This window comes from Agrobacterium sp. MCAB5 (assembly GCF_052114365.1).
GTDB lineage: Bacteria > Pseudomonadota > Alphaproteobacteria > Rhizobiales > Rhizobiaceae > Agrobacterium > Agrobacterium tumefaciens.
The window spans coordinates 19,891-46,117 of record NZ_JBFREP010000005.1 but is presented as its reverse complement, the minus strand read 5'-3'; the positions used below and the strand labels follow the sequence as shown (position 1 = coordinate 46,117).

The 26,227-nt window shown below is 59.1% G+C and carries 23 protein-coding genes and 1 riboswitch; of the genes, 15 read left to right on the top strand and 8 right to left on the bottom strand.

The window, feature by feature from the left end:
- The first annotated feature begins 20 nt into the window (after positions 1 to 20).
- The 8 genes from dusB (at position 21) to hflX (ending at position 10,752) form a co-directional block, all read left to right on the top strand.
- Positions 21 to 1,007, top strand: a complete 987-nt coding sequence (gene dusB / locus AB4Z23_RS13410; protein ID WP_421476496.1) for a tRNA dihydrouridine synthase DusB — start codon at positions 21 to 23, stop codon at positions 1,005 to 1,007.
- Entirely contained in the window at positions 1,004 to 2,152 is a 1,149-nt protein-coding gene (locus AB4Z23_RS13405; protein WP_003512904.1) for a two-component system sensor histidine kinase NtrB, read from the top strand. The genes dusB and AB4Z23_RS13405 overlap by 4 nt, the downstream gene beginning before the upstream one ends.
- Entirely contained in the window at positions 2,149 to 3,600 is a 1,452-nt protein-coding gene (ntrC, locus tag AB4Z23_RS13400) for a nitrogen regulation protein NR(I) (RefSeq protein ID WP_003512914.1), read from the top strand. The genes AB4Z23_RS13405 and ntrC overlap by 4 nt, the downstream gene beginning before the upstream one ends.
- A gap of 149 nt (positions 3,601 to 3,749) precedes the next feature.
- Complete coding sequence (locus AB4Z23_RS13395; protein WP_003512916.1) at positions 3,750 to 6,011, top strand: sensor histidine kinase NtrY-like; 2,262 nt, start codon at positions 3,750 to 3,752, stop codon at positions 6,009 to 6,011.
- Complete coding sequence (gene ntrX, locus AB4Z23_RS13390; RefSeq protein WP_003512918.1) at positions 6,001 to 7,365, top strand: nitrogen assimilation response regulator NtrX; 1,365 nt, start codon at positions 6,001 to 6,003, stop codon at positions 7,363 to 7,365. Before AB4Z23_RS13395 ends, ntrX begins: the two co-directional genes overlap by 11 nt.
- Positions 7,366 to 7,415: 50 nt before the next feature.
- On the top strand, positions 7,416 to 8,792 hold the full coding sequence (gene trkA, locus AB4Z23_RS13385; protein ID WP_003512920.1) for a Trk system potassium transporter TrkA: 1,377 nt from the start codon (positions 7,416 to 7,418) through the stop codon (positions 8,790 to 8,792).
- A gap of 184 nt (positions 8,793 to 8,976) precedes the next feature.
- Positions 8,977 to 9,219, top strand: a complete 243-nt coding sequence (gene hfq, locus AB4Z23_RS13380) for an RNA chaperone Hfq (RefSeq protein ID WP_003496145.1) — start codon at positions 8,977 to 8,979, stop codon at positions 9,217 to 9,219.
- Between the two features lie 108 nt (positions 9,220 to 9,327).
- Positions 9,328 to 10,752, top strand: a complete 1,425-nt coding sequence (gene hflX, locus AB4Z23_RS13375) for a GTPase HflX (RefSeq protein ID WP_181408674.1) — start codon at positions 9,328 to 9,330, stop codon at positions 10,750 to 10,752.
- Positions 10,753 to 10,952: 200 nt separating this feature from the next.
- On the opposite strand, the gene mazG is transcribed toward hflX, so the two are convergent.
- Both mazG and AB4Z23_RS13365 read right to left on the bottom strand, forming a co-directional pair.
- On the bottom strand, positions 10,953 to 11,798 hold the full coding sequence (gene mazG / locus AB4Z23_RS13370) for a nucleoside triphosphate pyrophosphohydrolase (RefSeq protein ID WP_306625408.1): 846 nt from the start codon (positions 11,796 to 11,798) through the stop codon (positions 10,953 to 10,955).
- A gap of 64 nt (positions 11,799 to 11,862) precedes the next feature.
- Positions 11,863 to 12,450 (bottom strand): deaminase, encoded by a 588-nt coding sequence (locus AB4Z23_RS13365; protein WP_038490910.1) that lies wholly within the window; start codon positions 12,448 to 12,450, stop codon positions 11,863 to 11,865.
- A gap of 261 nt (positions 12,451 to 12,711) precedes the next feature.
- Between AB4Z23_RS13365 and cysG the strand changes: the two genes are divergently transcribed.
- The 5 genes from cysG to AB4Z23_RS13340 all read left to right on the top strand — a co-directional run bounded on the left by cysG (position 12,712) and on the right by AB4Z23_RS13340 (position 17,637).
- Positions 12,712 to 14,175 (top strand): siroheme synthase CysG, encoded by a 1,464-nt coding sequence (gene cysG / locus AB4Z23_RS13360; protein ID WP_421476351.1) that lies wholly within the window; start codon positions 12,712 to 12,714, stop codon positions 14,173 to 14,175.
- Positions 14,168 to 14,482 (top strand): DUF2849 domain-containing protein, encoded by a 315-nt coding sequence (locus AB4Z23_RS13355; protein WP_003512933.1) that lies wholly within the window; start codon positions 14,168 to 14,170, stop codon positions 14,480 to 14,482. Before cysG ends, AB4Z23_RS13355 begins: the two co-directional genes overlap by 8 nt.
- Before the next feature lie 8 nt (positions 14,483 to 14,490).
- On the top strand, positions 14,491 to 16,161 hold the full coding sequence (locus AB4Z23_RS13350) for a nitrite/sulfite reductase (RefSeq protein WP_111795849.1): 1,671 nt from the start codon (positions 14,491 to 14,493) through the stop codon (positions 16,159 to 16,161).
- Positions 16,162 to 16,171: 10 nt separating this feature from the next.
- On the top strand, positions 16,172 to 16,678 hold the full coding sequence (locus AB4Z23_RS13345; RefSeq protein ID WP_038492802.1) for a DUF934 domain-containing protein: 507 nt from the start codon (positions 16,172 to 16,174) through the stop codon (positions 16,676 to 16,678).
- A 146-nt stretch (positions 16,679 to 16,824) separates the two neighbouring features.
- Positions 16,825 to 17,637: a ferredoxin--NADP reductase gene (locus tag AB4Z23_RS13340; protein WP_038490916.1), complete on the top strand. Its 813-nt coding sequence runs from the start codon at positions 16,825 to 16,827 to the stop codon at positions 17,635 to 17,637.
- Positions 17,638 to 17,697: 60 nt separating this feature from the next.
- Here AB4Z23_RS13340 and AB4Z23_RS13335 read toward each other — a convergent pair whose 3' ends face one another.
- Positions 17,698 to 19,038, bottom strand: coding sequence for an MFS transporter (locus AB4Z23_RS13335; RefSeq protein ID WP_029658762.1), 1,341 nt, complete (start codon positions 19,036 to 19,038; stop codon positions 17,698 to 17,700).
- A gap of 133 nt (positions 19,039 to 19,171) precedes the next feature.
- On the opposite strand from AB4Z23_RS13335, the gene AB4Z23_RS13330 reads away from it, so the two are divergent.
- Positions 19,172 to 19,675, top strand: coding sequence for a hypothetical protein (locus AB4Z23_RS13330; RefSeq protein WP_003512942.1), 504 nt, complete (start codon positions 19,172 to 19,174; stop codon positions 19,673 to 19,675).
- A 46-nt stretch (positions 19,676 to 19,721) separates the two neighbouring features.
- On the opposite strand, the gene AB4Z23_RS13325 is transcribed toward AB4Z23_RS13330, so the two are convergent.
- From AB4Z23_RS13325 to AB4Z23_RS13305, 5 genes are all read right to left on the bottom strand, one after another.
- The gene (locus AB4Z23_RS13325; protein WP_065688276.1) at positions 19,722 to 20,525 is read right to left on the bottom strand and encodes an endonuclease/exonuclease/phosphatase family protein; all 804 of its coding nucleotides are present in this window, start codon (positions 20,523 to 20,525) and stop codon (positions 19,722 to 19,724) included.
- Between the two features lie 159 nt (positions 20,526 to 20,684).
- Positions 20,685 to 23,549, bottom strand: a complete 2,865-nt coding sequence (gcvP, locus tag AB4Z23_RS13320; protein ID WP_013636048.1) for an aminomethyl-transferring glycine dehydrogenase — start codon at positions 23,547 to 23,549, stop codon at positions 20,685 to 20,687.
- Entirely contained in the window at positions 23,549 to 23,911 is a 363-nt protein-coding gene (gene gcvH, locus AB4Z23_RS13315) for a glycine cleavage system protein GcvH (RefSeq protein WP_112681812.1), read from the bottom strand. Before gcvH ends, gcvP begins: the two co-directional genes overlap by 1 nt.
- A 28-nt stretch (positions 23,912 to 23,939) precedes the next feature.
- Entirely contained in the window at positions 23,940 to 25,079 is a 1,140-nt protein-coding gene (gcvT, locus tag AB4Z23_RS13310) for a glycine cleavage system aminomethyltransferase GcvT (protein WP_111783086.1), read from the bottom strand.
- A gap of 154 nt (positions 25,080 to 25,233) precedes the next feature.
- Positions 25,234 to 25,321, bottom strand: a riboswitch (glycine riboswitch).
- A gap of 124 nt (positions 25,322 to 25,445) precedes the next feature.
- Entirely contained in the window at positions 25,446 to 25,631 is a 186-nt protein-coding gene (locus AB4Z23_RS13305; protein WP_003496099.1) for a DUF3008 family protein, read from the bottom strand.
- Positions 25,632 to 25,804: 173 nt separating this feature from the next.
- Between AB4Z23_RS13305 and AB4Z23_RS13300 the strand changes: the two genes are divergently transcribed.
- Entirely contained in the window at positions 25,805 to 26,185 is a 381-nt protein-coding gene (locus tag AB4Z23_RS13300; protein WP_441360280.1) for a hypothetical protein, read from the top strand.
- Positions 26,186 to 26,227: the final 42 nt, after the last annotated feature.

The window sequence follows — 26,227 nt, the reverse complement described above, 5'->3', positions numbered from 1 at the left end:
ATCACTTGCCCCTTCCGGAGTTGTCAGTCCCGTTCAGCATCGGCTCAGTCGCGATCCGTAATCGCGCAGTGCTGGCGCCTATGTCGGGCGTGACAGATTTGCCTTTCCGTCAGCTCGCCTGGCGTTACGGCGCGGGCCTTGTGGTGACTGAAATGGTCGCAAGCCGGGAACTTGTCGCCAATCGTGGGGAATCCTGGGCGCGGCTGAAAAATGCCGGGATGGTTCCGCATATGGTGCAGCTCGCCGGACGCGAAGCCCATTTCATGGCGGAAGCGGCAAAAATTGCGGCTGACAATGGCGCTGGCATCATCGACATCAATATGGGTTGTCCGGCCAAGAAGGTGACGGGCGGGTACTCCGGTTCAGCCTTGATGCGGGATCCTGACCATGCGCTGTCGTTGATCGAGGCGACCGTCGGCGCGGTCGATGTGCCCGTGACGCTGAAGATGCGGCTCGGCTGGGATGAAAACACCATCAATGCACCCGAAATTGCTCGCCGCGCTCAAGCCGCTGGCATCCAGCTCATCACCATTCACGGCCGCACCCGCATGCAGTTTTACGAAGGACGGGCGAACTGGGATGCCATTCGCGCCGTGCGGGAGGTGATTTCCGTGCCGCTGATCGCCAATGGCGATGTCGAGACCGCCGAAGATGCGCGTGAAATCCTCAGCCGTTCCGGCGCGGATGCCGTTATGGTCGGTCGCGGTGCACAGGGTCAACCCTGGCTGCCGGCGGTACTGGCCGGACATGCAGCGCCGCAACTCGCCGATATTGCCGATATCGCCGTCGAACATTACGACATGATGCTCGAATTTTATGGAAGGGAAGCCGGTCTTCGGCATGCCCGCAAACATCTGGGCTGGTATCTCGACCGTTTCGCGACGGAGATCGCCACCACCGACAAGGCTAAAATCATGACATCGCGTGATACGGGGGAAGTGGCTGATCTGCTGCGCTCCGCCCTTTGCGACAATGCGGGCGAAGAAGCCGCAAGGAAGGCCGCATGAGCGCTGATAAACACAGCCCGGCAGATGCGAACCCGCTCGCCATGGCGGTTCTGAACGCGGTGCAGAATCCCGTTATTCTGGTGGATGCCGAAGGTTTCATCGCTTTTGCCAATTGGGAAGCAGAAGCTTTTTTCGGGGCCAGCGCCTCCCATCTCGCCCGCTACCGCGTCTCCACCTTCATTCCCTTCGGCAGTCCGCTGCTTGCGCTGATCGATCAGGTGCGGGAACGCCGCGCGCCGGTAAATGAATATCGGGTCGATCTGAGCTCCCCCCGGCTTGGACAGGACAAGCTCGTCGATCTCTATGTCGCGCCTGTTGTCAGCGAGCCGGGGTCTGTTGTCGTCGTCTTCCAGGAACGGTCGATGGCTGACAAGATCGACCGGCAATTGACCCATCGGGCTGCTGCACGCTCTGTCACCGGCCTTGCCTCGATGCTGGCGCATGAGATCAAAAACCCGCTTTCGGGCATTCGTGGTGCCGCGCAGCTTCTCGAGACATCGGTTGCCGATGAGGACCGTGCGCTGACGCGGCTGATCTGCGACGAGACCGATCGTATCGTCTCGCTGGTTGACCGCATGGAAGTGTTTTCCGACGAGCGTCCGGTGGACCGCGTGCCGGTCAACATCCATTCGGTGCTCGACCATGTGAAGGCCATAGCCAAGGCTGGCTTTGCCCGCAACATCAAGATTTCCGAGAATTATGATCCATCGCTGCCGGCGGTCTATGCCAATCGCGACCAGCTGGTGCAGGTCTTTCTCAATCTGGTGAAAAACGCGGCGGAAGCCGTCGGGAATCAGTCGGAGGGCGAGATCGTGCTGACGACGGCATATCGTCCCGGCATGCGCATGTCCGTGGCAGGCAGCCGCGAACGCATCTCGCTGCCGCTTGAGTTTTGCGTCCATGACAATGGGCCGGGAGTGCCGGCCGATCTCCTGCCGCATCTCTTCGACCCCTTCATTACCACCAAGACGAATGGTTCGGGCCTGGGTCTGGCGCTTGTCGCCAAACTGATTGGCGCCCATGGCGGCATTGTCGAATGCGACAGCCAGAACCATCGCACGACTTTCCGCGTATTGATGCCCGTCTCGCCTGAAGTGGCGCTGGACGACCGCATCTTGCCGAACTCGACAGGAAATGACAGATGACAGCTACTATCCTCGTCGCCGATGATGATGCCGCGATCCGCACCGTGCTTAATCAGGCGCTCAGCCGTGCCGGTTACGATGTGCGCATCACGTCCAATGCCGCAACGCTCTGGCGCTGGGTTTCTGCCGGCGAGGGCGATCTGGTCGTTACCGATGTCGTGATGCCCGATGAAAACGCCTTCGATCTGCTTCCGCGCATCAAGAAGGCCCGCCCGGACCTGCCGGTTCTGGTGATGAGTGCCCAAAACACTTTCATGACCGCGATCAAGGCCTCGGAAAAGGGCGCTTACGATTACCTGCCCAAGCCCTTCGACCTGACGGAGCTGATTGCCATCATCGGCCGCGCCCTGTCGGAGCCGAAGCGCAAGCCCGCCAAACTGGACGACGATATGCAGGACGGCATGCCGCTCGTCGGCCGCTCGGCCGCCATGCAGGAAATCTACCGGGTTCTCGCCCGCCTGATGCAGACCGATCTGACGCTGATGATTACCGGCGAATCCGGCACCGGCAAGGAACTGGTGGCGCGCGCGCTGCATGATTACGGCAAGCGCCGCAACGGCCCCTTCGTCGCCATCAACATGGCGGCAATCCCGCGTGATCTGATCGAATCCGAACTGTTCGGCCATGAGAAGGGCGCCTTCACCGGCGCGCAGAACCGCTCGACCGGCCGTTTCGAACAGGCCGAGGGCGGCACGCTGTTTCTCGACGAAATCGGCGATATGCCAATGGACGCCCAGACGCGGCTGCTGCGCGTATTGCAGCAGGGCGAATATACGACGGTGGGCGGACGCACGCCGATCAGGACCGATGTTCGCATCGTCGCCGCCACCAACAAGGACCTGAAGCAGTCGATCAACCAGGGCCTTTTCCGCGAAGACCTCTATTACCGCCTGAACGTCGTGCCGCTGCGGCTACCGCCGCTGCGCGACCGCGCTGAGGATATTCCCGATCTTGTGCGCCATTTCATCCAGACGGGTGAGAAGGAGGGGCTGGAAGGAAAGCGTTTCGAGACCGAGGCGCTGGAAGTCATGAAGGCCTATGCCTGGCCCGGCAACGTGCGCGAACTCGAAAACCTGATCCGTCGCCTGATGGCGCTTTATCCGCAGGAAGTCATCACCCGCGAGATCATCGAGCAGGAATTGCAGTCGGATGTTCCAGACAGCCCGCTCGACAAGATGGCGGTCCGCACCGGCTCGTTGACCATTTCGCAGGCGGTCGAGGAAAACATGCGGGATTATTTCGCAAGTTTCGGCGAAGGCCTGCCGCCGCCAGGTCTCTACGACCGTGTTCTGCGCGAACTGGAATATCCGCTCATTCTCGCCGCCCTGACGGCGACGCGCGGTAACCAGATCAAGGCTGCCGATCTTCTTGGCCTCAACCGCAATACGCTGCGCAAGAAGATTCGCGAGCTTGGCGTTTCCGTGTATCGCAGCTCCCGCCCCAGCTGAGAATGTTGACAAGGCCGCGGTTGTCGTTGCATTTTCGCCACATTGTGTTGCTTGGAAAACACTAGGATGGAGAGAGATTCGCCGGCACGAGGCGGATTCGCCCATTTTCATGAATGTGGTGCTGGCTAGCCAGCGATTGGGAGAAATGCATGCGGAAACCCGCCGCCGAGAAAGCCGTTGCCGAAGACGCAGCGGGAATGGTGGTAGCCGATCGCAGGATGTCTTTCGCTCTGCCGGGGCTGGTGCTTGCCGGTGTCGCCCTTGTTTGCGCCATACTGACACTTTTCGTGCTTCTGGGCGTAACACCGATTGCGCCGACATCGAATGTCGTCATCGCCTCGGTCGTCATCAATTCGGTCTTTGTGATCGGACTGATCTTTCTCATCGGTCGGGAAATCAACCGCCTGCTGAAAGCGCGGAAAAAGGGCAGGGCGGCGGCACGATTGCATGTGCGCATCGTCGTGCTGTTTTCCATCGTTGCGATTACACCGGCCGTTCTCGTCGCCATCTTCGCCAGTCTGACGCTGAATGTCGGTCTCGACCGCTGGTTTGCGCTACGTACCCAGTCGATCGTCGATTCCTCCAGCAATATTGCCCAGGCCTATATGATGGAGAATGCCGGTTATCTTCAGGGACAGACCCTGTCGATGGCCACCGACCTCGACCGCAATCGCGCGCTCTTTTATCTCGACCGCACCGGCTTCGTCGATCTCATGACCCGTCAGGCCAAGGGCCGTGGTCTTCTCGGCGCATTCCTGGTGCAGGAAGACGGCGACGCCGTCGCGCAAGCCGATATCAAGACGGAAAAGCCGCTTCCGGCCATTCCGCACGATGCGCTTGAAAAGGCCGCCGCTGGTCAGCCAACCCTTATTCCGCCTGGCATCACCAATCTCGTCGGCGCCATCATCAAGCTCGAGGGCATCAGCGGTACGTTTCTTTATACCGTGCGTGCCGTCGATCCCAAGGTAATGGGCGCGATGCGGCTGATGGAAGAGAACCGCGCCGAATACAAGGCGATGGAGGCCGGCCGTGCGCCGTTGCAGATTGCGTTTGCAATCCTTTATCTCGGTTTCGCGCTGATCGTGCTTCTGGCGGCGATCTGGACCGCGATTGCGGTGGCCGACCGTATCGTGCGTCCTATCCGTCTCCTCATCAGCGCCGCAGACAGTGTAGCCACCGGGAACATGCATGTGCTGGTTCCCGTTCGCGCCATCGATGGCGACGTTGGCCGCCTGTCGCGCACCTTCAACAAGATGGTCTCGGAACTGCGCAGCCAACAGGAACAGATCATTGAAGCGAAAGACGACATCGATGATCGCCGCCGCTTCATCGAGGCCGTATTGTCGGGCGTTACCGCCGCCGTTATCGGCATTGATGAAAACCGCAGGATCACCATCGTCAATCCTTCGGCTGAAGAATTCGTGGCGCTTTCCTCCGACCAGCTGATCGGCGCGCAACTATCTGATATCGCGCCTGAAATCGAAGAGGTCGTGACCGAGGCCAACACTTGGTCGCGCGGCAATTTCCGCAAGCAGATCAACATCATGCGGCGCGGCACCGAACGGACGCTCAATGTGCAGGTGACCCGTGAGGATGCACGCGACAGCCGCGACAGCTACGTCATCACGCTCGACGATATCACCGATCTCGTCATTGCCCAGCGCTCGACCGCCTGGTCCGACGTCGCGCGGCGTATTGCGCATGAGATCAAGAATCCTCTGACACCTATCCAGCTTTCCGCCGAGCGCATCAAACGCCGCTTCGGCAAGCAGATCGACGAGAACGATCGCGCCATCTTTGACCAGTGTACGGACACCATCGTCCGGCAGGTTGGTGACATCGGCCGGATGGTGGATGAATTCTCGGCCTTTGCGCGCATGCCGAAGCCCACGAAGGAAAAGTCGGACCTGCGTTCGATCTTGAAGGACGCGGCATTCCTGCGCGAAATAAGCGCCGCAGACACGAAATTCTCCACGGAATTTGGCGATGTCCCGCTGGAGGGCATGTTCGATGCCCGCATGCTGGGACAGGCGTTCGGCAATCTCATCAAGAATGCAACGGAAGCGATCGAGGCAGTGGAAGGCGAAAAGCGGCCAGGCAAAATCCTGGTGCGCGCATCCTTCGACGAGGCCAATTCGCGGTTCGTGGCTGACATCATCGACAATGGCAGAGGCTTGCCCGTCGAGAACCGTCACCGCATTCTCGAACCCTATATGACGATGCGGGACAAGGGCACGGGCCTCGGCCTCGCCATCGTCAAGAAAATCATCGAAGAGCATGGCGGGTATCTGGAACTCCACGATGCCCCGCCGGAGTTCGACCATGGCCACGGTGCCATGATCAGAGTGCTGCTGCCCTATATCGAGGCGGTCGGCGGCAAAAATAACAAGGAAGCAGCATATGGCGTCTGATATTCTGGTCGTGGATGACGAGGCGGACATTCGCGAAATCGTAGCGGGTATTCTTTCCGATGAAGGCCACGAGACGCGCATGGCGTTCGACAGCGACAGCGCGCTGGCCGCCATTTCCGAACGCGTTCCGCGTCTCATCTTTCTCGACATCTGGATGCAGGGGTCGAAGCTCGACGGTCTGGCCCTGCTGGACGAGATCAAGAGCCGCCATCCCGATATCCCTGTTGTGATGATTTCCGGTCACGGCAACATCGAAACCGCCGTCAACGCCATCAAGCGCGGCGCGTTCGATTTTATTGAGAAACCGTTCAAGGCGGACCGCCTGATCCTGATTGCCGAACGCGCGCTGGAGAACTCCAAGCTGAAGCGGGAGGTGCAGGAACTCAAGAAGCGCACCGGCGACGCGGTTGAACTCGTCGGCGCGTCGCTTGCGGTTTCCCAACTTCGCCAGACCATTGACCGCGTGGCGCCCACCAACAGCCGCATCATGATCCTCGGCCCCTCCGGTTCCGGAAAGGAGCTGGTGGCGCGCATGGTGCACAAGAAATCCTCGCGTGCCACAGGACCTTTCGTTGCGCTGAACGCTGCGACCATCACGCCGGACCGCATGGAAATTGCCTTGTTCGGTACCGAAGGTCTGCCCGGGCAGCCGCGCAAGGTGGGCGCTCTGGAAGAGGCCCATCGCGGTGTTCTCTATCTCGATGAAGTTGGCGAGATGCCGCGCGAAACGCAGAACAAGATCCTGCGCGTGCTGGTCGATCAGCAGTTCGAGCGTGTCGGTGGCGGCAAGCGGGTAAAGGTGGATGTACGCATCATCTCCTCAACTGCCCATCACCTCGAAAGCCTGATCGCCGAAGGCCAGTTCCGCGAAGATCTATACCATCGCCTCGCCGTGGTGCCGGTGAAGGTGCCGGCGCTGTCCGAGCGGCGTGAGGATATTCCTTTCCTCGTCGACATGTTCATGCGGCAGATTTCCGAACAGGCCGGCATCCGCCCGCGCAAGATCGGCGATGACGCCATGGCCGTTCTCCAGACGCATGATTGGCCGGGTAACATTCGCCAGCTCCGCAACAATATCGAGCGGCTGATGATTCTGGCACGCCCCGAAGGCGGTGAGGCACCAATCTCGGCAGACATGTTGCCGGCGGATATTGGCGACATGCTGCCGAAGATTTCGGCGCAAGGCGATCAGCACATCATGACCCTGCCGTTGCGCGAAGCACGTGAAATGTTCGAGCGCGACTATCTGGTTGCCCAGATCAACCGCTTCGGCGGCAATATTTCGCGAACGGCGGAATTTGTCGGCATGGAAAGATCGGCACTGCATCGCAAACTGAAATCTCTCGGCGTATAAGAGACGAAGGCCCAAGTCGTCGTAATCGATTATTCCGTCAGAGAGACAGCATGAAAGTCATCATTTGCGGCGCAGGGCAGGTGGGTTACGGCATTGCCGAACAACTGTCGCGCGAGGATAATGAGGTATCGGTCATCGATACCTCCGCGACCCTCATTACCGCCATTACAGAGACGCTGGATGTGCGCGGTTATGTCGGCCATGGCGCCCATCCCGACATGCTGGCAAAGGCGGGTGCGGACCAGGCCGACATGATCATCGCCGTGACCCTGCATGACGAGATCAATATCGTCGCCTGCGAGGTTGCGCATGCGCTGTTCAGCGTTCCGACCAAGATCGCCCGCATCCGCGACCAAAGCTATCTGAAACCGGAATATGCCGATCTGTTCAGCCGCGAAAACATGTCGATCGACGTGACGATTTCGCCTGAAGTCGAAGTCGGCAAGATGGTACTCAGGCGCATCGCCTTTCCGGGTGCCACCGATGTCGTGCGTTTCGCCGACGACACGGTCTTCATGCTGGCAATCGAGTGCATGGAGGACTGCCCGGTCATCAACACGCCACTGCAGCAGCTTTCCAACCTCTTTCCGGACCTTATCGCAACCGTGGTGGGTGTCTACCGGAACGGCATCCTCAAGGTCGCGCACTCCTCCGAGCAGCTGCGCGTCGGCGACCTCGCTTATGTCATCTGTCAGCGCCAGCACGCACGCCGCACCCTTGGCCTCTTCGGCCATGAGGAGCAGGAGGCGCAGCGCATCGTCATTGCGGGCGCCGGCAATATTGGCCACTTCGTCGCGCAGAAGATCGAGGAGTTGCAGCCTAAGACGCGGGTAAAGATCATCGAGGCGGATCGCGACAGGGCTATTGCCGCATCGGAACAGCTCAGCAACACCATTGTTATGCATGGTTCGGCGCTGGACCAGAAGATTTTGCTGCAGGCCGATATTCAGGATGCGGATCTGATCGTGACGCTCACCAACAGCGATCAGACCAATATACTGGCGGCGGTGATGGCCAAGCAGCTCGGCTGCAAATCCAACCTTGCATTGTTGAACAGCTCGTCCTTTCACGAGGTTGCGGATTCACTCGGTCTCGACGCCTATATCAATCCCAGGGCCGTTACCATTTCGCGCGTTCTCCAGCATGTGCGCAAGGGCCGTATCCGGTCGGTTTATGCCGTTCAGCGCGGCTCGGCAGAGGTAATCGAGGCAGAGGCGCTGGAGACTTCGCCGCTGGTCGGCCAGTCCTTCCGTGACATCGATATGCCTGATGGCGTGCGCATCGGCGCGATCTATCGCGACGGTGTGGTGATCCGCCCGGACGGCAGCACGAAGATCAAGGCGAAGGACCGCGTCGTGCTGTTTGCATCTGCCGATGCGGTGCGCGACGTGGAACAGCTTTTCCGGGTTTCGATACAATATTTCTGACTGTTTCGAATCGAAAAAGCAGGTCAATACTCGTACTCATTCGGCTGTTTTCGCCGTTGCGGAACAGGACACGATTTGATACCAGAGTTGCAGGTCGGCCAAGCGGGGGACTAGACTCGGCCGGCTTATTATTGATTGATTATTTTCCGGTATCCCTGCCGGCAAAAAAGAAAGAAGCGGCGCCATGGCGGAACGTTCTCAAAACCTTCAGGATCTTTTCCTCAATACCGTTCGTAAGCAAAAGATTTCGCTCACGATTTTCCTGATCAACGGCGTCAAGCTGACGGGCGTTGTCACTTCCTTCGATAATTTCTGCGTGCTTCTGCGCCGTGACGGTCACTCGCAGCTTGTTTACAAGCATGCGATCTCCACCATCATGCCCGGCCAGCCGATGCAGATGTTCGAGAGCGAAGAAGGCGCAGCCTGATCAGGCTCCCTCAACGGTATCTTCGATATAAGCTGACCTGAACCGGGAACATTTCCGGTTCAATCAGGTTAATCCAGATAGTCGTCCGCACGGATGCGGTCGGCTGCAATGTCATTTCTTGATAAGGCTGAACCCATTACGACGCGCGACACCTCGAACGAATCGATCATCCCCGAACAGGAAAAGCACCGCGACGACATGCGTGCGGTGGTCATCGTGCCTGTCCTCAAGCAGCAGCGCGAAAACCGTGATGCTGTGGCGGGTCCGGTTTCTCCTGTACGGTCTGTTGAGGCCAAGCTTGAGGAAGCAAAGGGGCTGGCGCTCGCCATTGATCTTGAGGTGACGCAAGGTCTTGTCGTGCCGGTCAACCAGCCGCGTCCGGCGACATTGTTTGGAACCGGCAAGATCGAGGAAATCGGCCATCTTCTGGATGAAACCAATTCCGGTCTGGTGATCGTCGATCATCCTTTGACTCCGGTGCAGCAGCGCAATCTTGAAAAGCAATGGAATGCGAAGGTCATCGACAGGACGGGCCTGATCCTCGAAATCTTCGGCCGCCGCGCCTCCACCAAGGAAGGCACGTTGCAGGTCGATCTTGCGCATCTGAACTATCAGAAGGGCCGCCTCGTCAGAAGCTGGACCCACCTTGAACGCCAGCGCGGCGGCGCGGGTTTCATGGGGGGTCCGGGTGAAACGCAGATCGAGGCCGACCGTCGGCTGCTGCAGGATCGCATCGTCAAGCTCGAGCGCGAGCTGGAGCAGGTGGTGCGCACCCGCCAGCTTCACCGCGCCAAGCGCCGCAAGGTGCCGCACCCGATCGTGGCGCTGGTCGGTTATACCAATGCCGGCAAGTCCACCCTGTTCAATCGCATTACCGGCGCTGGCGTTCTGGCGGAAGACATGCTGTTCGCGACGCTCGATCCAACCTTGCGCCGCATGAAGCTGCCGCATGGCCGCACGGTTATCCTGTCCGATACCGTCGGTTTCATCTCCGATCTGCCGACACATCTCGTCGCCGCTTTCCGCGCAACGCTGGAAGAGGTGCTGGAAGCCGATCTTATTTTGCACGTGCGCGACATGTCCGATCCGGATAATGCCGCCCAGTCGGCCGATGTGCTGCGCATTCTTGGCGATCTCGGTATTGACGAGAAGGAAGCCGAAAAGCGCATCATCGAGGTCTGGAACAAGGTCGATCGTCTCGAACCAGAAGCGCATGACGCCATCATTGAACGTGCCGAGGGCCGCTCCGATATTCGTGCCGTTTCGGCGGTCACGGGCGAGGGCGTCGATGCCCTGATGGACGAGATTTCCGGCCGTCTGTCAGGTGTCCTGACGGAAACGACTGTCGTCCTCTCCGTCGAGCAATTGCCGCTGATCTCATGGGTCTACAGCAACTCCATCGTGGATAGCCGCGAAGACAATGAGGACGGTTCGGTTTCCCTTGATGTGCGCCTGTCGGAAGCGCAGGCCACCGAGCTGGAACGGAAGCTTGGAAAGGCAACCATCCGCGAGCGGGAAGACTGGGAGCAGTAAACGCTCCCAGAACGATTGCGGTATATTCCCTTATACTCAACGTCATCCTTGGGCTTGTCCCAAGGATCTAGACACACAGATACAATCAGGACGTCGCAGATGCTCGGGGCAGGCCAGAGCGTGACGCAGGAGAGGTCTAGATTTTCGTCACCACTGTCGAAAGCACCGGGCGCTCTGAATTTTTCGGCATATCTGGGTTATCAGGACGAAACCATATCCAGCGAGCGTTCGATGCGTTTTGCCGCCTGCCACAGGTCTTCCATTCTCTCAAGGCTCGCTTCCTGAAGCGTTTCGCCATTTTCGGTGAGCGACGTCTCGATGTGATTGAAACGCCTCCGGAATTTCGTGTTGGTGCCGCGCAGCGCGTCTTCCGGATCGGCCTTGACGTGACGGCCGATATTGACCAGCGCGAAGATGAGATCGCCAAGTTCATCAGAGACCTTCTCCGGCTTTCCCTCCGCTAGCGCTTCACGCAGTTCGGCGATTTCCTCCTCGATCTTGTCGAGAATGGGGGCTGGATCCGACCAATCGAAACCGACACGCGCAGCCTGTTCCTGCAACTTCAGAGCCTCGGTCAGAGCCGGCTGGCTACGCTGCACACTGCCTAAAAAGCCGGCCTTGAAATCCTCGGTGATACCGCGGCGGGCGCGGCGTTCCGCACGCTCGCGCTTTTCCTCGGCCTTGATCTGGTCCCATTGCAGCTTGACGCTGTCAGGCGTATTGGCGGCGGAAACGGCAAAGACGTGCGGATGGCGGCGGATCATTTTGGACGTCACGGCCTCAACCACGTCGCCAAAGGCGAATTCGCCCCGTTCCTCGGCGATGCGGGCATGGAAAACCACCTGCAGCAACAGGTCGCCCAGTTCTTCGCAAAGATCGTCCATATCCTTGCGCTCGATGGCGTCGGCAACCTCATAAGCCTCTTCGATGGTGTAAGGCTTGATCGTCTCGAAGGTCTGGACGACATCCCAGGGGCAGCCGGTTTCCGGCTGGCGCAGGGCTTCCATGATCTCGATCAGGCGGGAAATATCCTTCGAGGCTTCCATAGTCTTTCAAACCTTCGTTCTTTATTTTCATACATATCCAGGCGGAAAACCGTCTAGAAATGCTCTAGTTCAGCGGAATATCGTTGCCACTCTTCGATGACTGATAGCTGGTGGAAAGCTCGTCATAGGCAGCCTTGATGCGGGCCGTCTGCGCCTTCAACTCGGTCTTCAGCGGATCGTCTTCGCTCTCCACCAGATCGGCAATGAAGAAAGAGTTCCAGAAGGCGTTGCTGCGGCGATACCCGCCCGGCTCCAGCCCGAAAACTTCCTTGAGGATTTTCAGGTCGTGCGGGATGGCGAAAGCGTCGCGCGAATCCTCGTGGCTGAAAAAGGAGTAGAAATTATCGAAGCCGGCCCAGGTGATGGCGGACATGCACATGGTGCAGGGTTCATGGGTGGAAAGGAAAATCAATTCCTTGGTGTTCGGCTTCTCACCCAGCTCGTAAAACCGCTTCAGCGCGTGCACTTCGCCATGCCAGAGCGGGTTTTCCAACTCGTTATTCGTCTCCGCGATCACCAGCGACAGGTCGGATTTGCGCAGGATCGCCGCACCGAAAACCTTGTTGCCGAGGCTGACGCCGCGCGCCGTCAGGGGCAGGATATCGTGTTCGATAACATCGAGAAGACGGGCGGCGATGGTCGAGCTGGTCAAGGGTCTGATCCTTCGTACCGCCTCAGGGGGAAGCGGTTTTGCATGGAGATATCGACGAAAATAGTCCCTTCTTGTTCGGCGCGAGGGCCTGGTTTGTCAAGGGATTCTCATGGGATTTCGAGGCGTTCGACAGGGTTGATAAAGGTGTGCCGGTTAGTTTTCCTCAAAAACAGGGGTGTTCGAGAAATAAAAATCCAGGTGTCGGAAAGGCTTGAATTTCTGTTTCTTCAATCTTTCGCCGCAATGCGGGATAAATGCCCGATGCACAACGAACATGATTTTTCCGCTTCTGGCGATCGCCTTTCGACCTTCCCCGCGTTCTTCCGGGTTGAGGGACGGCAGGTCGCTGTTTTCGGCAATGGCGACGAGGCCTTTGCGAAGGTAAGGCTGCTTGCCAATACCAATGCACATATCATTGCTTATGCCGACGAGCCGGAAGCGGATTTTGCGCGCTATATCAGCGAAAACGGCATCGATCATCGGGCCTTGGGTTTCGCAAGCCAGCTGATTGAAGGCGCGACGCTGGTTTTTGCCGCCACTGGAGACGAGGCACTGGACCGTGAGATCGTTCTGGCTGCGCGCGCCAAGAAAATCCCCGCCAATGCGGTGGATCAGCCGGAGTTCTGCGATTTCTTCACGCCGGCACTCGTTGCCCGCGCACCCGTCGCCATCGCCATTGGCACCGAAGGCGCCGGCCCGGTTCTTGCCCAGATGATCCGCGCGCGTATCGATCAGATGCTGTCTCCGTCGCTGGGCAAGCTTGCGCGCCTCGCCGTGCACTATCGTGACGCTGCCGAGCAGAATGTTCCCAAGGGCGCGTTGCGGCGCAATTTCTGGCGCCGGTTCTTTTCCGGTGCTGTCGCAGATGCCGTCGCTCTCGGCGATACATCATCCGCCCGCCATGCCGCTGACCGTTTGCTGCAATCGCCCGAGCGCAGCGAAGGCCGCGTCTGGCTTGTGGGCGCTGGTCCCGGTGCTGAAGATTTGCTGACGCTGCGCGCGCAGCGCGTGCTGATGGAAGCGGATGTGATCGTCTATGATGCGCTAGTGCCGCAGGCAATCGTTGACATGGGGCGCCGCGACGCCGAGCGGCTGTCCGTCGGCAAACGCAAGGGGTGCCACAGCAAGTCGCAGGATGAGATCAACCGCCTGCTGGTGCGTCTTGGTAAAGACGGCAAGCGCGTCGTGCGCCTCAAATCCGGTGATCCGCTGGTCTACGGCCGGGCGGGAGAGGAAATGGCGGCGCTGCGCGATGCCGGTATAGGTTACGAGATCGTTCCGGGCATCACCTCCGCCTTCGCCGCTGCTGCGGATTTCGAATTGCCCTTGACGCTGCGCGGTGTCGCTTCGTCGCTGATTTTCACCACCGGCCACGATCTGACCGGCGATGTCCTGCCGGACTGGGCGCGGCTTGCCGTATCTGGTGCTACCATTGCTGTCTATATGGGCCGCAGCGTTGCCGCGTCGGTCGCGACGAGGCTGATAGAGGCAGGTCTGGGCGTGGAAACGACCGTAGCCGTCATCGAAAATGCCAGCCGCGCGGATCGCCGCCTGCTGCATGGCACTTTGAACGATCTGCCCGACCTCGAACATCGCGACGAACTGACCGGTCCGGTCATGGTCATCATCGGCGATGCGGTGGCGGGCGCCAATTTTGACAGGTCCGAGGCGCTCGCGCTTGTTGCGCGGCCAGCGAACCTTAAAAGGGAGTATGCAAATGGCTGACAAGGTTTTGACCGCCAACCGCCTGGGCGATGGGATCGCTGTATGGCTCGATGCCAATGGCGAATGGACGGAGAACCTGCAGGACGCAATCGTCGCCCGCCACGCAGAGGCCGTCGCTTCGTTCGAGGAAATCGGCAAGCGGGATTTTTCCGCCAACAAGGTCGTTGACGTGAATGTCATAGACGTGGTGGAGGAGAATGGCAAGCTTTGGCCGACGCGGCTTCGTGAGCGCATTCGCGCCGCTGGCCCGACCATGCACTATGCCAACGGCTTCAAGCCGGCCGATGCAGCATTCATCGCAGTCTGAGGAAGAATATGTACCGTTACGACGAGTTCGATCACGCATTTGTTGAAGGCCGCGTGGCACAGTTTCGCGATCAGGTCGAGCGCCGGTTGTCCGGCGAGCTTGCTGAGGACGCGTTCAAGCCGCTGCGCCTTATGAACGGTGTCTATCTCCAGCTCCATGCCTATATGCTGCGCGTCGCCATTCCCTACGGCACGCTGAATTCGCAGCAGATGCGGATGCTGGCCCATATCGCCCGCAAATATGACCGGGGTTACGGCCACTTCACCACCCGCCAGAACATTCAGTACAACTGGCCGCGCCTGTCCGACACGCCCGATATCCTCTCCGAACTGGCAAGCGTGGAAATGCATGCGCTGCAGACCTCGGGTAACTGCATTCGCAACGTGACCGCCGACCATTTCGCGGGCGCCGCCGCAGACGAGGTCGCCGATCCGCGTCCTTATGCGGAAATCCTGCGTCAATGGTCTTCCGTGCATCCGGAGTTCTCGTTCCTGCCGCGCAAGTTCAAGATCGCTGTAACGGGTGCCGAGCGCGACCGCGCCGCGATTCAGGTTCACGATATCGGCCTGCATCTGAAAAAGAACGACAAGGGCGAGATCGGTTTTGCCGTCTATGTCGGCGGCGGGCAGGGCCGTACGCCGATGATCGCCAAGAAGATCCGCGACTTCCTGCCGGAAGAAGACCTGCTGTCCTATACCACGGCCGTCATGCGCGTTTACAACCTGCACGGCCGCCGCGACAACAAGTACAAGGCGCGTATCAAGATCCTCGTGCATGAAACCGGCGCAGAAGAACTGGCCCGCCAGGTCGAGGTCGAATTCGCGCAGCTGAAAAACACGGAATTGAAGCTGCCGGATGCCGATATTGCAGCCATCACCGCCTATTTCGCACCGCCAGCACTTAAGGACCGTCCTGAAGGCTGGGAGAGCCTGGCGCGCTGGAAGCGGGCGGATGAGGGTTTTGCCCGTTTTGTCGAGCAGAACGTCCAGCCGCATAAGCATCCGGACTACGGCATGGTGACGATTTCCCTGAAGCCGATTGGCGGCATTCCCGGCGATGCGACCGACGAGCAGATGGAACTCGTCGCCGATATCGCCGCCGAATACGCGTTTGACGAAATCCGCATCAGCCACGAGCAGAACATTATCCTGCCGCATGTGGCACTGGCCGATCTCGAGCCGGTCTATCGCGCACTTGTAGGAGCCGGACTGGCGACTGCCAATGCCGGGTTGATCACCGATATCATTGCCTGTCCCGGGCTGGACTATTGCGCGCTTGCCAATGCGCGCTCCATTCCGGTGGCGCAGGAAATCTCCACCCGTTTTGGCGCGCCGGAACGTCAGGCGGAAATCGGCGAGCTTAAGATCAAGATTTCCGGCTGCATCAATGCCTGCGGCCACCACCATGTCGGCCATATCGGCCTTCTGGGTGTTGAGAAGAAGGGTGCGGAACTCTACCAGATCACGCTTGGCGGATCGGGTGATGAAAACACGTCGATTGGTGAGATCATTGGCCGTGGTTTCGAGCCGGAAAAAGTGACCGACGCGGTGGAAACTATCGTCGACACCTATCTGGGCTTGCGTCTTTCGAAGGAAGAAACCTTCCTCGAGGCCTATCGCCGCGTCGGACCGCAGCCGTTCAAGGATGCGCTCTACGGTTCCGCCGCTGAAGCCGCCTGAGGAGATTGCCATGACGAAAATCTGGAACCGCGACGGCTTCGTGGAAAACGATCCCTGGGTGATCGAAACGGAAGAAGTGAAGGCAACTGCCGAGCAGAAACCGGTGCTGTCGCTTGCTGATTTCCTTGTCCGTGCGGCCGAAAGCAATGATGTCGGCCTCGGCGTTCTGATTGCGCCTGCCGACGATGTCACCCGGCTCGAGCCCTATCTCGACCGTATCGACCTTGTCGCCGTCAGCTTCCCGGCCTTCAATGACGGGCGTGGTTTCAGCCATGCCTCGTTGCTGCGCAGCCGTCTTGATTTTGCCGGTGAAGTGAGGGCGGTTGGCGATGTTTTGATCGACCAGGTGCCGCTGATGCTGCGCACCGGCTTCACCAGCTTTGCGGTCACGAACGAGACGGCGATCCGCCGCCTGTCCGAAAATCGCCTGCCGGAAATCCCGGTCTATTACCAGCCGACGGCCCTTCCGGCCAACGGTGGAGAGGCCTATAGCTGGCGCCGCCGTGCGGCCCAATGACGCGTTGCGCGGAAATATGAGTTTTAGATGCATATTTTCTGCGCGCATGGCAGTATTGATATTCTCATGCCTTCAAACCGCGGCAAAAATGGTATAATTGCCCGGTCGAAGAATGTCGCTTATCGAATGAATGGACGGAACCTGAAATGAACGCGCCAGCCAAGACGGAAGATTTCGCGATCAAGATACCTGATGGTGTTTACGCCGAGACAGTTTTGTCGGTGGAACACTATACGGATCACCTGTTCCGTTTCCGCATGACGCGTCCGGCCGGCTTCCGTTTCCGTTCCGGCGAATTCGCCATGATCGGCCTGATGGTCGGCGAAAAGCCGATCTACCGCGCCTATTCCATCGCCAGCCCTGCCTGGGACGAGGAACTTGAATTCTTCTCGATCAAGGTTCCGGATGGCCCGTTGACCTCGCATCTTCAGGCGATCAAGCCCGGCGATACCGTGCTTATGCGAAAGAAGCCGACAGGCACTCTGGTTCTGGATGCGCTGACACCAGGCAGACGGCTCTATATGTTCTCGACCGGCACCGGCATCGCACCCTTCGCAAGCCTGATCCGCGATCCTGAGACCTATGAAAAGTTTGAAGAGGTCATCCTCACCCATACCTGCCGCGATGTGGCCGAACTGAAATACGGTTTCGATCTGGTCGAGGAAATCAGGAACCATGAATTCCTGAACGAGATCGTCGGCGACAAGCTCAAGCACTATGCGACTGTCACGCGCGAGGATTATCCCTTCAAGGGCCGCATCACCTCGCTGATTGAGAACGGCAAGCTGTTTGCGGATCTGGGTGTTCCCGCACTCGATCCCTCTATCGATCGCGGCATGATCTGCGGTTCTTCGGCCATGCTGAAGGACACGAAGGAGCTTCTTGAAAAGGCCGGGCTTAACGAAGGTGCGAACAACAAGCCTGCCGAGTTCGTCATCGAGCGCGCTTTCGTCGGATAGCAGATATTTGCGCAAGTTGGATGAAGGAGGCCGTGAGGCCTCCTTTTTTATTTGTACGGTTTACTGAGGCAGTGCTTCGTCGGCCTGCTTCGGGGCAATCTCGTTTCGGTAGATGAAGAAGAGAGCGATGGCGATGGCCGATATGCCGCCGCCGACCAAGTGCGAAAGGGCGTAACCGCCTTTGGTTACCAGCCAGCCGGCAACGACGTTGCTGAGGGACGCACCAATGCCTTGCACCATCATGACGCTTGCAAGGCCGACATTGAACCGGCCGGTTCCCTTGAGAATGCGTTCGGCGGCCACAGGCGTCACGATGCCCAGAAGGCCGGCACCGATACCGTCAAGCAACTGTACCGGAAAGATTACCCAGAAATCGGTGAAGGCGGAAGCCAGCAGACCGCGGATCGGCAGGGCCGCAAGCGCGATCAGGAACACCGTCGCAAGACCGAAGCGCCGGATAAGCCACGGCGCCAGGGCCGCAACGAAGATCATGGCAAATTGCGCGACACCGGTAATGATCGCTGTCGTGCGAAATGGTGTCTGCAGTTCGATGGCAAAATTCTGCGCGATAAGCCGCCCCATCGGCGCGTTGCCGAAGTGGAAGATGAGAAGAATGATCGCGAGGAATATCAGACCGCGTTCGTGAAGCAGCACGTTGATGCCTGAAGGCCCCGGTTCGCCCTTGTCCTCGCCAAGGCCCCGCGCCACCTTGTGGTCGATCCTGTCGGGGTCGATGGCGGCGGCGGCAACAAGTGCGCCGGCAGCCGTCAGAAGCATCAGTCCGATGACGCCATGCAGGCCGAAGAAGGAAACGGCAACGTAAGTGGCGAAGAGCGATGCGAAATTGCCGCCATGGTTCCAGAATTCGTTTCTCGATATCTGACGGGAGAACAGGCGTTCACCGACCAGACCAAGCGTCAGTCCGGCCAGAGCCGGTCCCACGACGGCGCCGACAACCGCAGTCATGATCTGGCCGGTCCAGACGATCCACGCATCGGGAAAGATCAGCGTAATCAGCGCGCCGACGGTCACGAGAACGACGGGGATGGCAATCAACGTTCTTTTCCACGTCGTGCCGTCCACCAACGCGCCGCAGAGCGGTGTGGCAAGCAGACCGACGAGGCCGCCGACCGTGGCAATCATCCCCAGAGAAAGCGAAGACCAGCCCTGTGTCGCCAAAAATGCGTCCAGGAACGGCCCTAGCCCGTCGCGAGCATCGGCCAGAAAGAAATTAAGCGCCGCAAGGGCAAAAAGCGTGCGGTCTGACATACCACCGCTGCGAGGCAGACCACCGGAGGGGAGGCTGCCGCGCGGTGCCAAAACGCCGATCGTCGTCATGAAATATGCTCCGAAAAATATGCGGTAGGTGATCAGAAATTGATCGACGCTGGCGAGAAACATCTATGCCTGCATTTGGTTGCATCGGCACGATAGAAACATGAGCCTCTCGAATTTTTTGACAGTTGCTAAATAAACGGGAGGAACGTTTGACGGTGCAAGCGAGTTAGTCTTCGTGAAAAATTGGATACGCGCCATGAAAACGACGGCTATCACGAGTTTATTTTTTGCAGGGCTGCTCGGTGTGCAGCCGGCATTAGCGGACGAACGCGAATTCCTTTCGTCGCTGAAAGGCACATGGGCGGGGAAGGGAACCGTGATCACCCGCATTGGCACGCCACCAATCAACGTCAATTGTACGCTGAATTCCAAAACGGGGACCTCGTCGCTCAATATGTCCGGCACATGCCGTGGCCTTCTGGTGGTCAGGCGCGCAATTGCGGCCGACCTGTCGGAGAAAGGTGGACGTTACAGCGGCGCTTACACCGGACCCTCCGGCCGACCGTCTGCCCTTTCCGGTACGCGGCAGGGAAATGCAATCAATCTGACGGTTCGCTGGAACCGCGACATCAACGGCGACCGCGTCGCAGCCATGACAATCGAAAAAGTCGGGCAAAACGGCCTGCGGCTTCGCACCACCGACAAGGACGGCAGGACCGGCAAGACGGTGGTGACGAGCGATATTCGGCTCGTGCGCTGACCAAACCGTGAGATGAAGACAACGACCGATAAGGCGGCTTAAGCCTCTAGCTGAATTCGAGCAGCAAGGGGCAATGATCCGAGACTTGTGGCTGTCTCACCACATCAAAGTGATCGACCTGCACAACCGGGTTGACCAGCATGTAATCTGCAAAACGGTTTTGTTTGGCATAATGCGAGGTGCGCGTGTCTGTGAAACCACGTGTCGTGACGAGTTCGATGAGATCCAGTTCCTTCAATATCGTGAAGGTGTCGCTCTCAGGCAGAACGTTAAAATCGCCGCAGACGATGATCCGGTCACCATCCTCCGCGATGTCTTTGACGAGTTTCACGAGGCGTTTTGCCTGCATCAGACGGGCGGGAATATCGTGTTTACCGTTGGGGTCACGCAGCCCATGCATATGGGCGATGACGGCTGGCTGGCCGGTCGTGAAGTCGAAAACCCTGACAGCATGGCCCGTGCGCGAACGCGGGTGATCTCCGTACCCATCCGCAGAAAAGCAGCCGTGCACGAAACCTTGAGCCTGCGCAACAATCGCGATGGATTTACGCACGAAAGTCGCCAGCCCCCATTGTGAGGGATATCGTGTCTCCCCGTGCCAGAGGTCACCCTGTGCCGCCGGGCAAAAGATTGCCAGATGATCGGGTAGGGCTTCTTCGACATCGCGAAGGAAGTTCGCCCTTTGTGGCAGGTCCCTACCGTCATCGCGATAGCTCAGCCAGTCCTCTTCGGCTGCCGGTGTATGCACCACTTCCTGCAAACATAGAATGTCGGGATCGGACGCGGAGATATAGGGAACAAGCTCGTCATGGAGCTTTCCGCCCCAACCATTCAGGCAAATCAAACGCATTCAAACTCCATCACCGCTTAAATTGCAGCATCCGGTTTAGCATGGAACGGGTTACGATCAATCGCATGTGACGTGGTCGCCCGGTCTTGGGGCTTGTGTCCGGAACGAAAAAGGCCCGGATCGCTCCGGGCCTTCATAAGTTCGTTCGTACCGATGCCTTTATTCGGCGGCCTCGGCATAAGCCTCCATCGGCGGGCAGGTGCAGATGAGGTTGCGGTCGCCATAGACATTGTCAATGCGGTTTACCGGCGACCAGTATTTGTCAATGCGGAAGGCGCCGGGCGGGAAGCAACCCTGTTCGCGGCTGTAGGGACGATCCCACTCGCCGACGAGATCTTCTACCGTGTGCGGCGCGTTCTTCAGCGGATTGTTGGTCTTGTCCGCACGGCCTTCCTCGATGTCGCGGGCTTCCTCGCGGATCGCCAGCATGGCATCGCAGAAACGGTCGATTTCCGCCTTGGTCTCGGACTCCGTCGGCTCGATCATCAGCGTGCCGGCAACCGGCCAGCTCATGGTCGGCGCATGGAAACCGCAGTCGACGAGACGCTTTGCAACGTCGTCCACCGTCACGCCGCAGCTGTCTGCCAGCGGTCGGGTGTCGATGATGCACTCATGCGCCACTCGTCCCGTTTCGGACTTGTAGAGCACGTCGTAAGCGCCCTTCAGCCGTTCGGCGATGTAGTTGGCGTTGAGGATCGCAACCTTGGTCGCCTGCGTCAGCCCTTCGCCGCCCATCATCAGGCAGTAGCTCCAGGAAATCGGCAGGATCGACGGCGAGCCGAAGGGGGCAGCCGAAACCGCACCTTCACGACCGTCCGTCGTCGGATGACCGGGAAGATAGGGAGCAAGATGCGCCTTGACGCCGATCGGCCCCATGCCCGGACCGCCGCCGCCATGCGGGATGCAGAAGGTCTTGTGCAGGTTGAGGTGGCTGACGTCGGAACCGATATCGCCGGGACGGGCAAGACCGACCATGGCGTTCATGTTGGCGCCGTCGAGATAGACCTGACCACCGTGTTTATGGGTGATCTCGCAAATCTCGCGAACCGTCTCCTCAAACACGCCATGGGTGGACGGATAGGTGATCATGCAGCACGAGAGGTTTTGCGCATACTGCTCTGCTTTTGCTCGGAAATCGTCGATATCAATATCGCCGTTTTCCCGCACTTTCACCGGCACCACTTTCATGCCGACCATCTGCGCGGAGGCTGGATTGGTGCCATGCGCCGAGGTTGGAATGAGGCAAACGTCGCGATGTGCGCCGCCATTGGCGATGTGGTAGTTGCGGATGGTCAGGAGCCCCGCATATTCCCCTTGCGCGCCGGAATTCGGCTGCATGGAGAAGGCGTCGTAACCGGTGACAGAGCACAGCTTTTCCGAGAGGTCATCGATCATCTCCTTGTAGCCGAGCGCCTGATTGGCTGGCACGAAGGGATGGATGTCGGAAAATTCCGGCCACGTGATGGGCAGCATTTCCGCAGTTGCGTTCAGTTTCATGGTGCAGGAACCGAGCGGGATCATCGAGCGGTCGAGCGCGAGATCACGGTCCGAAAGACGGCGGATGTAACGGGTCATCTCGCTTTCGGCACGGTTCATGTGGAAGATCGGATGCGTCATGTACTGGCTGGTGCGCAGCAGTTCCTTCGGCAGGCGATATTCCAACTCGAAATCCGAGATCGAGAAATTGCCGCCGAATGCGCGCCAGACCGCCTCAAGCGTCGCGGGACGCGTGCGCTCGTCAAGGCTCATGCCGATCTTGGTCGCGCCGACCTTGCGCAGGTTCACACCTTCCGCAACGGCCGAGCGCAGGATGACGCCCTGCATATGGCCGACTTCGACGGTGATGGTGTCGAAGAAGGTTTCCGGCTCGATGACGTAGCCAAGCTTCTCCAGGCCCTTGGCCATCAAAACGGCCTTCTGGTGGGTCTGCTGGGCAATCGCCTTGATGCCCTGCGGGCCATGGAAGACGCCATACATCGACGCCATGACTGCAAGCAGCACCTGCGCGGTGCAGATGTTGGAGGTAGCCTTCTCGCGGCGGATATGCTGCTCGCGGGTCTGCAGCGACAGACGATAGGCGCGATTGCCACGCGCATCGACTGAGACGCCGACCAGACGGCCAGGCATGGAGCGCTTATGTGCATCCTTGACGGACATGTAAGCCGCATGCGGACCACCATAGCCGACCGGAACGCCGAAACGCTGCGAGGTGCCGATGGCGATATCCGCACCCATTTCACCAGGGGACTTTAACAGCGTCAGCGCCAGAAGATCGGCGGCAACGGCAGCGATGGCGCCCGTCTGGTGCAGGCGGGAAATCAGGCCCGAGAAATCGCTGACATGACCGTGGGTGCCCGGATACTGGAAGATCGCGCCGAACACGTCGACAGGATCGAGATCGGTAAAGGGATTGCCAACGATAACCTTCCAGCCGAGTGGCGCCGCGCGTGTCTCGATCAGCGCGATGGTCTGCGGATGGCAATTGGCATCGACGAAGAAGGCGGTCGCCTTGGACTTCGCGACGCGCTGGCACATCGCCATGGCTTCGGCAGCGGCGGTCGCTTCATCGAGCAGCGATGCGTTGGCGACATCGAGGCCGGTCAGATCGCAGACCATGGTCTGGTAGTTCAGCAGCGCCTCAAGACGGCCCTGGCTGATTTCTGGCTGGTAAGGCGTATAGGCTGTGTACCAGGCCGGGTTTTCCAGAATGTTGCGCTGGATCACCGGCGGCGTGATTGTGCCGTAATAGCCCTGGCCGATCAGCGAGGTCAGCACCTGGTTCTTGTTGGCCGTCTCGCGCAGGCGGTCGAGCGCCTCGCGTTCGGTCAGCGCTGCACCCCAGGTCAGCGGCACCTTCTGGCGGATGGAGGAGGGAACGGTGGCGTCGATCAGGGCATCGAGGCTCTTGTAGCCGATGACCTTCAGCATCTCCGCCATTTCCGACGGCGACGGCCCGATGTGACGCCGGTTGGCGAAATCATAGGGCTGATAGTCGGTGAAATGGAATTCCGTGGGCGTCGTCATTACGCGATCAGCTCCTTGTAGGCTGCCTCGTCGAGCAGCGTATCGGCATCCGCGACGTTGGAGAGCTTCAGCTTGAAGAACCAGCCGGCACCCTGCGGATCGGAATTGACCAGCGAGGGATCGTCGACGATGGCCTGGTTGATCTCCACCACTTCGCCATCCAGCGGACAATAGACATCCGAAGCCGCCTTGACGGATTCAACGGTCGCCGCGTCGCCATTCTTGGAGAAGGTGGCGCCCACTTCCGGCAATTCGACGAAGACGAGGTCGCCAAGCTGTTCAGCGGCGTGGCTGGTAATGCCAACGGTGGCGATATCGCCTTCGAACTTCAGCCATTCGTGTTCTGCGGTAAATTTCAGCATCGTATTCTCTCCGGAGATGGGATGAAGATTATCGTTTGTAGGTGGGCTTGATGAAGGGCAGGGCAGCGACGGTGACGGGCAGATATTTGCCGCGCACTTCCGCAAAGATCGCCGTGCCGGGAGCAGTATGGGCCGCAGGGACGTAACCCATGGCAACGGGACCTTCGACCGACGGACCGAAGCCGCCGGAAGTCACTTCGCCGATTTCCGTCTTGCCTTCTGCATCCGCGAAAAGCTTGGAATGACCGCGCACCGGTGCCTTGCCCTCTGGCTTCAGGCCGACGCGACGACGCGATGTGCCGTCCTTGAGTTCACCGAGAATACGCTCCGCCCCCGGGAAACCGCCTTCGCGATCACCGCCGGCGCGGCGCGCCTTCTGGATCGCCCATTCAAGCGAGGCTTCGATGGGGGACGTCGTTGTATCGATATCGTTGCCGTAGAGACAAAGGCCAGCTTCAAGACGCAGGCTGTCGCGCGCTCCAAGCCCGATCGGCTCGCAATCAGGGTGCTCAAGCAGGGCCTTGGCGATCTCTTCCGCCTTTTCGGCAGGCACGGAGATTTCAAAACCATCCTCGCCGGAATAACCGGAACGGGAAACGATGCAGGGAACGTCGTGGAGGGGAACTTCCAGTACGTCCATGAACTTCATTTCGGAAACACCGGCCCAAAGTTCGGCCAGAACCGCTTCAGCGCGTGGTCCCTGAAGCGCAATCAGCGCCCGATCATCGAGAAGGGTAATGTCGCAAGTGTCAGAAAGATGCGCTTTCATATGGGCGACATCGGCGTCCTTGCACGCCGCGTTGACGACGACGAAAAGGTGATCGCCACGATTGGTGATCATCAGATCATCGAGGATGCAGCCGTTTTCATCGGTGAAGAAACCGTAACGCTGGCGGCCTTCCTTTAGGCCGAGAATGTCAACCGGCACCAGTTTTTCAAGCGCGATTGCAGCGTCGGCATTGTTGCCCGACTTCGCCTTCACGATAACCTGGCCCATGTGGGACACGTCGAAGAGGCCAGCAGACGTACGGGTCTGAAGATGTTCCTTCAGCACGCCCGCCGGATATTGTACCGGCATGTCGTAACCGGCGAAAGGAACCATGCGGGCGCCAAGGGAAACATGCAGGGAATGGAGCGGCGTGATTTTAAGCTCGGCGGTATCGTCCAAGGACGCCTCCAGGGTTGCGCGAAAGATCGCGCGGGCTCAGGTCATGACGCGAAAAACGCGCCGGGTTCAAGAGCCCCCTCTGTCCTTGTCGCCTGAGATTGTTATCCCTTCGGCGAGCCGTCCTTATGAAAGGTGGCTTCTCTCCAGAGTTCCGTCGTCACCGGTGGTCCTTTTGCCTGAGAGTTTCCGGGGCGGTTGCTCCTTCGGCACCGCAATGAAGCGGTTTCTCCCAACGATGATGCGAGGCTCATTATCTTCGAAGCCCGGTCATTGGCAAGGACGAAATGACGCATCTGAACAGATTTTTGCTCCATCTGCGCCATCGCTGGCTAGATACACGGCGAGTTCCACGCACGAAGCGTGCCGTCAGTCTGATTTTTTCTCCGGCAGACCCTTGCGCTTTGTCGACGCCAATTCATCAAGTTCCTTTTCTGTCATGGACTTCTCCATGCTTTTTGAAGCACCTTGTAAACTGGATTTCTTGACTTCACCGCGTTTGGCGGCCAGCGCCGCACCCGCGGCTTTCTGCTGGGCTTTCGATTTGGCTGGCATGTCGGTACTCCTTCCGAAACGATCCGTATTGGAGAGGAAATGCCGCCCTGTATCGATTGTTCCGTTGAGCGGTTGGGCCTGCGGCAAATTTCCCCTTTGAAATCGGAAGGAAAGAGGGGTATCGCCAGAAGATGGACGCAAATCGAAAACGACCGCTGACAAGGGTGGAGAAAATGCTTCGCATTTTCTGCGCGCTTTTGATGTTGTCGCTTGGTTTTGCCCACAAGCCCGCGCTCGCCGCGGCACCTGCCGTTCTTCTGGATGAGAGTTACCGGCTGCCGGACGGCACCTTTGCCGAAATCTGCCTAGGCCACGGCGGCGGGGTAAATGCCTCGCACCCCAATGACGGCCCCGCCCATTCAAGCGATGCGATCCTGTTTTGCGAGGCCTGCCTGCTGGCCTCGTCCATTCTCTTGCCGGTGCCCGGTGCGGCCGGCTGGCTGAGGACGGAATTCGCCTGGCTCGACAATCGCCTGACCGCGGAATGGGGCTTTCACTCGGTCCAGACGATCCGCAAACCGTCCGCACGCGGCCCACCAACCCTGTCCGTCTGATCTCTTCGTTTCACAGGATCATCGCCGCCGGGTGGCGGCACG

Bases quoted from the DNA above. Each gene is read 5' to 3' on its own strand.
- AB4Z23_RS13405 (WP_003512904.1), top strand. From the start codon at position 1,004: ATGAGCGCTGATAAACACAGCCCGGCAGATGCGAACCCGCTCGCCATG.
- ntrC (WP_003512914.1), top strand. From the start codon at position 2,149: ATGACAGCTACTATCCTCGTCGCCGATGATGATGCCGCGATCCGCACC.
- AB4Z23_RS13395 (WP_003512916.1), top strand. From the start codon at position 3,750: ATGCGGAAACCCGCCGCCGAGAAAGCCGTTGCCGAAGACGCAGCGGGA.
- ntrX (WP_003512918.1), top strand. From the start codon at position 6,001: ATGGCGTCTGATATTCTGGTCGTGGATGACGAGGCGGACATTCGCGAA.
- trkA (WP_003512920.1), top strand. From the start codon at position 7,416: ATGAAAGTCATCATTTGCGGCGCAGGGCAGGTGGGTTACGGCATTGCC.
- hfq (WP_003496145.1), top strand. From the start codon at position 8,977: ATGGCGGAACGTTCTCAAAACCTTCAGGATCTTTTCCTCAATACCGTT.
- hflX (WP_181408674.1), top strand. From the start codon at position 9,328: ATGTCATTTCTTGATAAGGCTGAACCCATTACGACGCGCGACACCTCG.
- mazG (WP_306625408.1), bottom strand. From the start codon at position 11,798: ATGGAAGCCTCGAAGGATATTTCCCGCCTGATCGAGATCATGGAAGCC.
- cysG (WP_421476351.1), top strand. From the start codon at position 12,712: ATGCACAACGAACATGATTTTTCCGCTTCTGGCGATCGCCTTTCGACC.
- AB4Z23_RS13355 (WP_003512933.1), top strand. From the start codon at position 14,168: ATGGCTGACAAGGTTTTGACCGCCAACCGCCTGGGCGATGGGATCGCT.
- AB4Z23_RS13350 (WP_111795849.1), top strand. From the start codon at position 14,491: ATGTACCGTTACGACGAGTTCGATCACGCATTTGTTGAAGGCCGCGTG.
- AB4Z23_RS13345 (WP_038492802.1), top strand. From the start codon at position 16,172: ATGACGAAAATCTGGAACCGCGACGGCTTCGTGGAAAACGATCCCTGG.
- AB4Z23_RS13340 (WP_038490916.1), top strand. From the start codon at position 16,825: ATGAACGCGCCAGCCAAGACGGAAGATTTCGCGATCAAGATACCTGAT.
- AB4Z23_RS13335 (WP_029658762.1), bottom strand. From the start codon at position 19,038: ATGTTTCTCGCCAGCGTCGATCAATTTCTGATCACCTACCGCATATTT.
- AB4Z23_RS13330 (WP_003512942.1), top strand. From the start codon at position 19,172: ATGAAAACGACGGCTATCACGAGTTTATTTTTTGCAGGGCTGCTCGGT.
- AB4Z23_RS13325 (WP_065688276.1), bottom strand. From the start codon at position 20,525: ATGCGTTTGATTTGCCTGAATGGTTGGGGCGGAAAGCTCCATGACGAG.
- gcvP (WP_013636048.1), bottom strand. From the start codon at position 23,549: ATGACGACGCCCACGGAATTCCATTTCACCGACTATCAGCCCTATGAT.
- gcvH (WP_112681812.1), bottom strand. From the start codon at position 23,911: ATGCTGAAATTTACCGCAGAACACGAATGGCTGAAGTTCGAAGGCGAT.
- AB4Z23_RS13305 (WP_003496099.1), bottom strand. From the start codon at position 25,631: ATGCCAGCCAAATCGAAAGCCCAGCAGAAAGCCGCGGGTGCGGCGCTG.
- AB4Z23_RS13300 (WP_441360280.1), top strand. From the start codon at position 25,805: ATGCTTCGCATTTTCTGCGCGCTTTTGATGTTGTCGCTTGGTTTTGCC.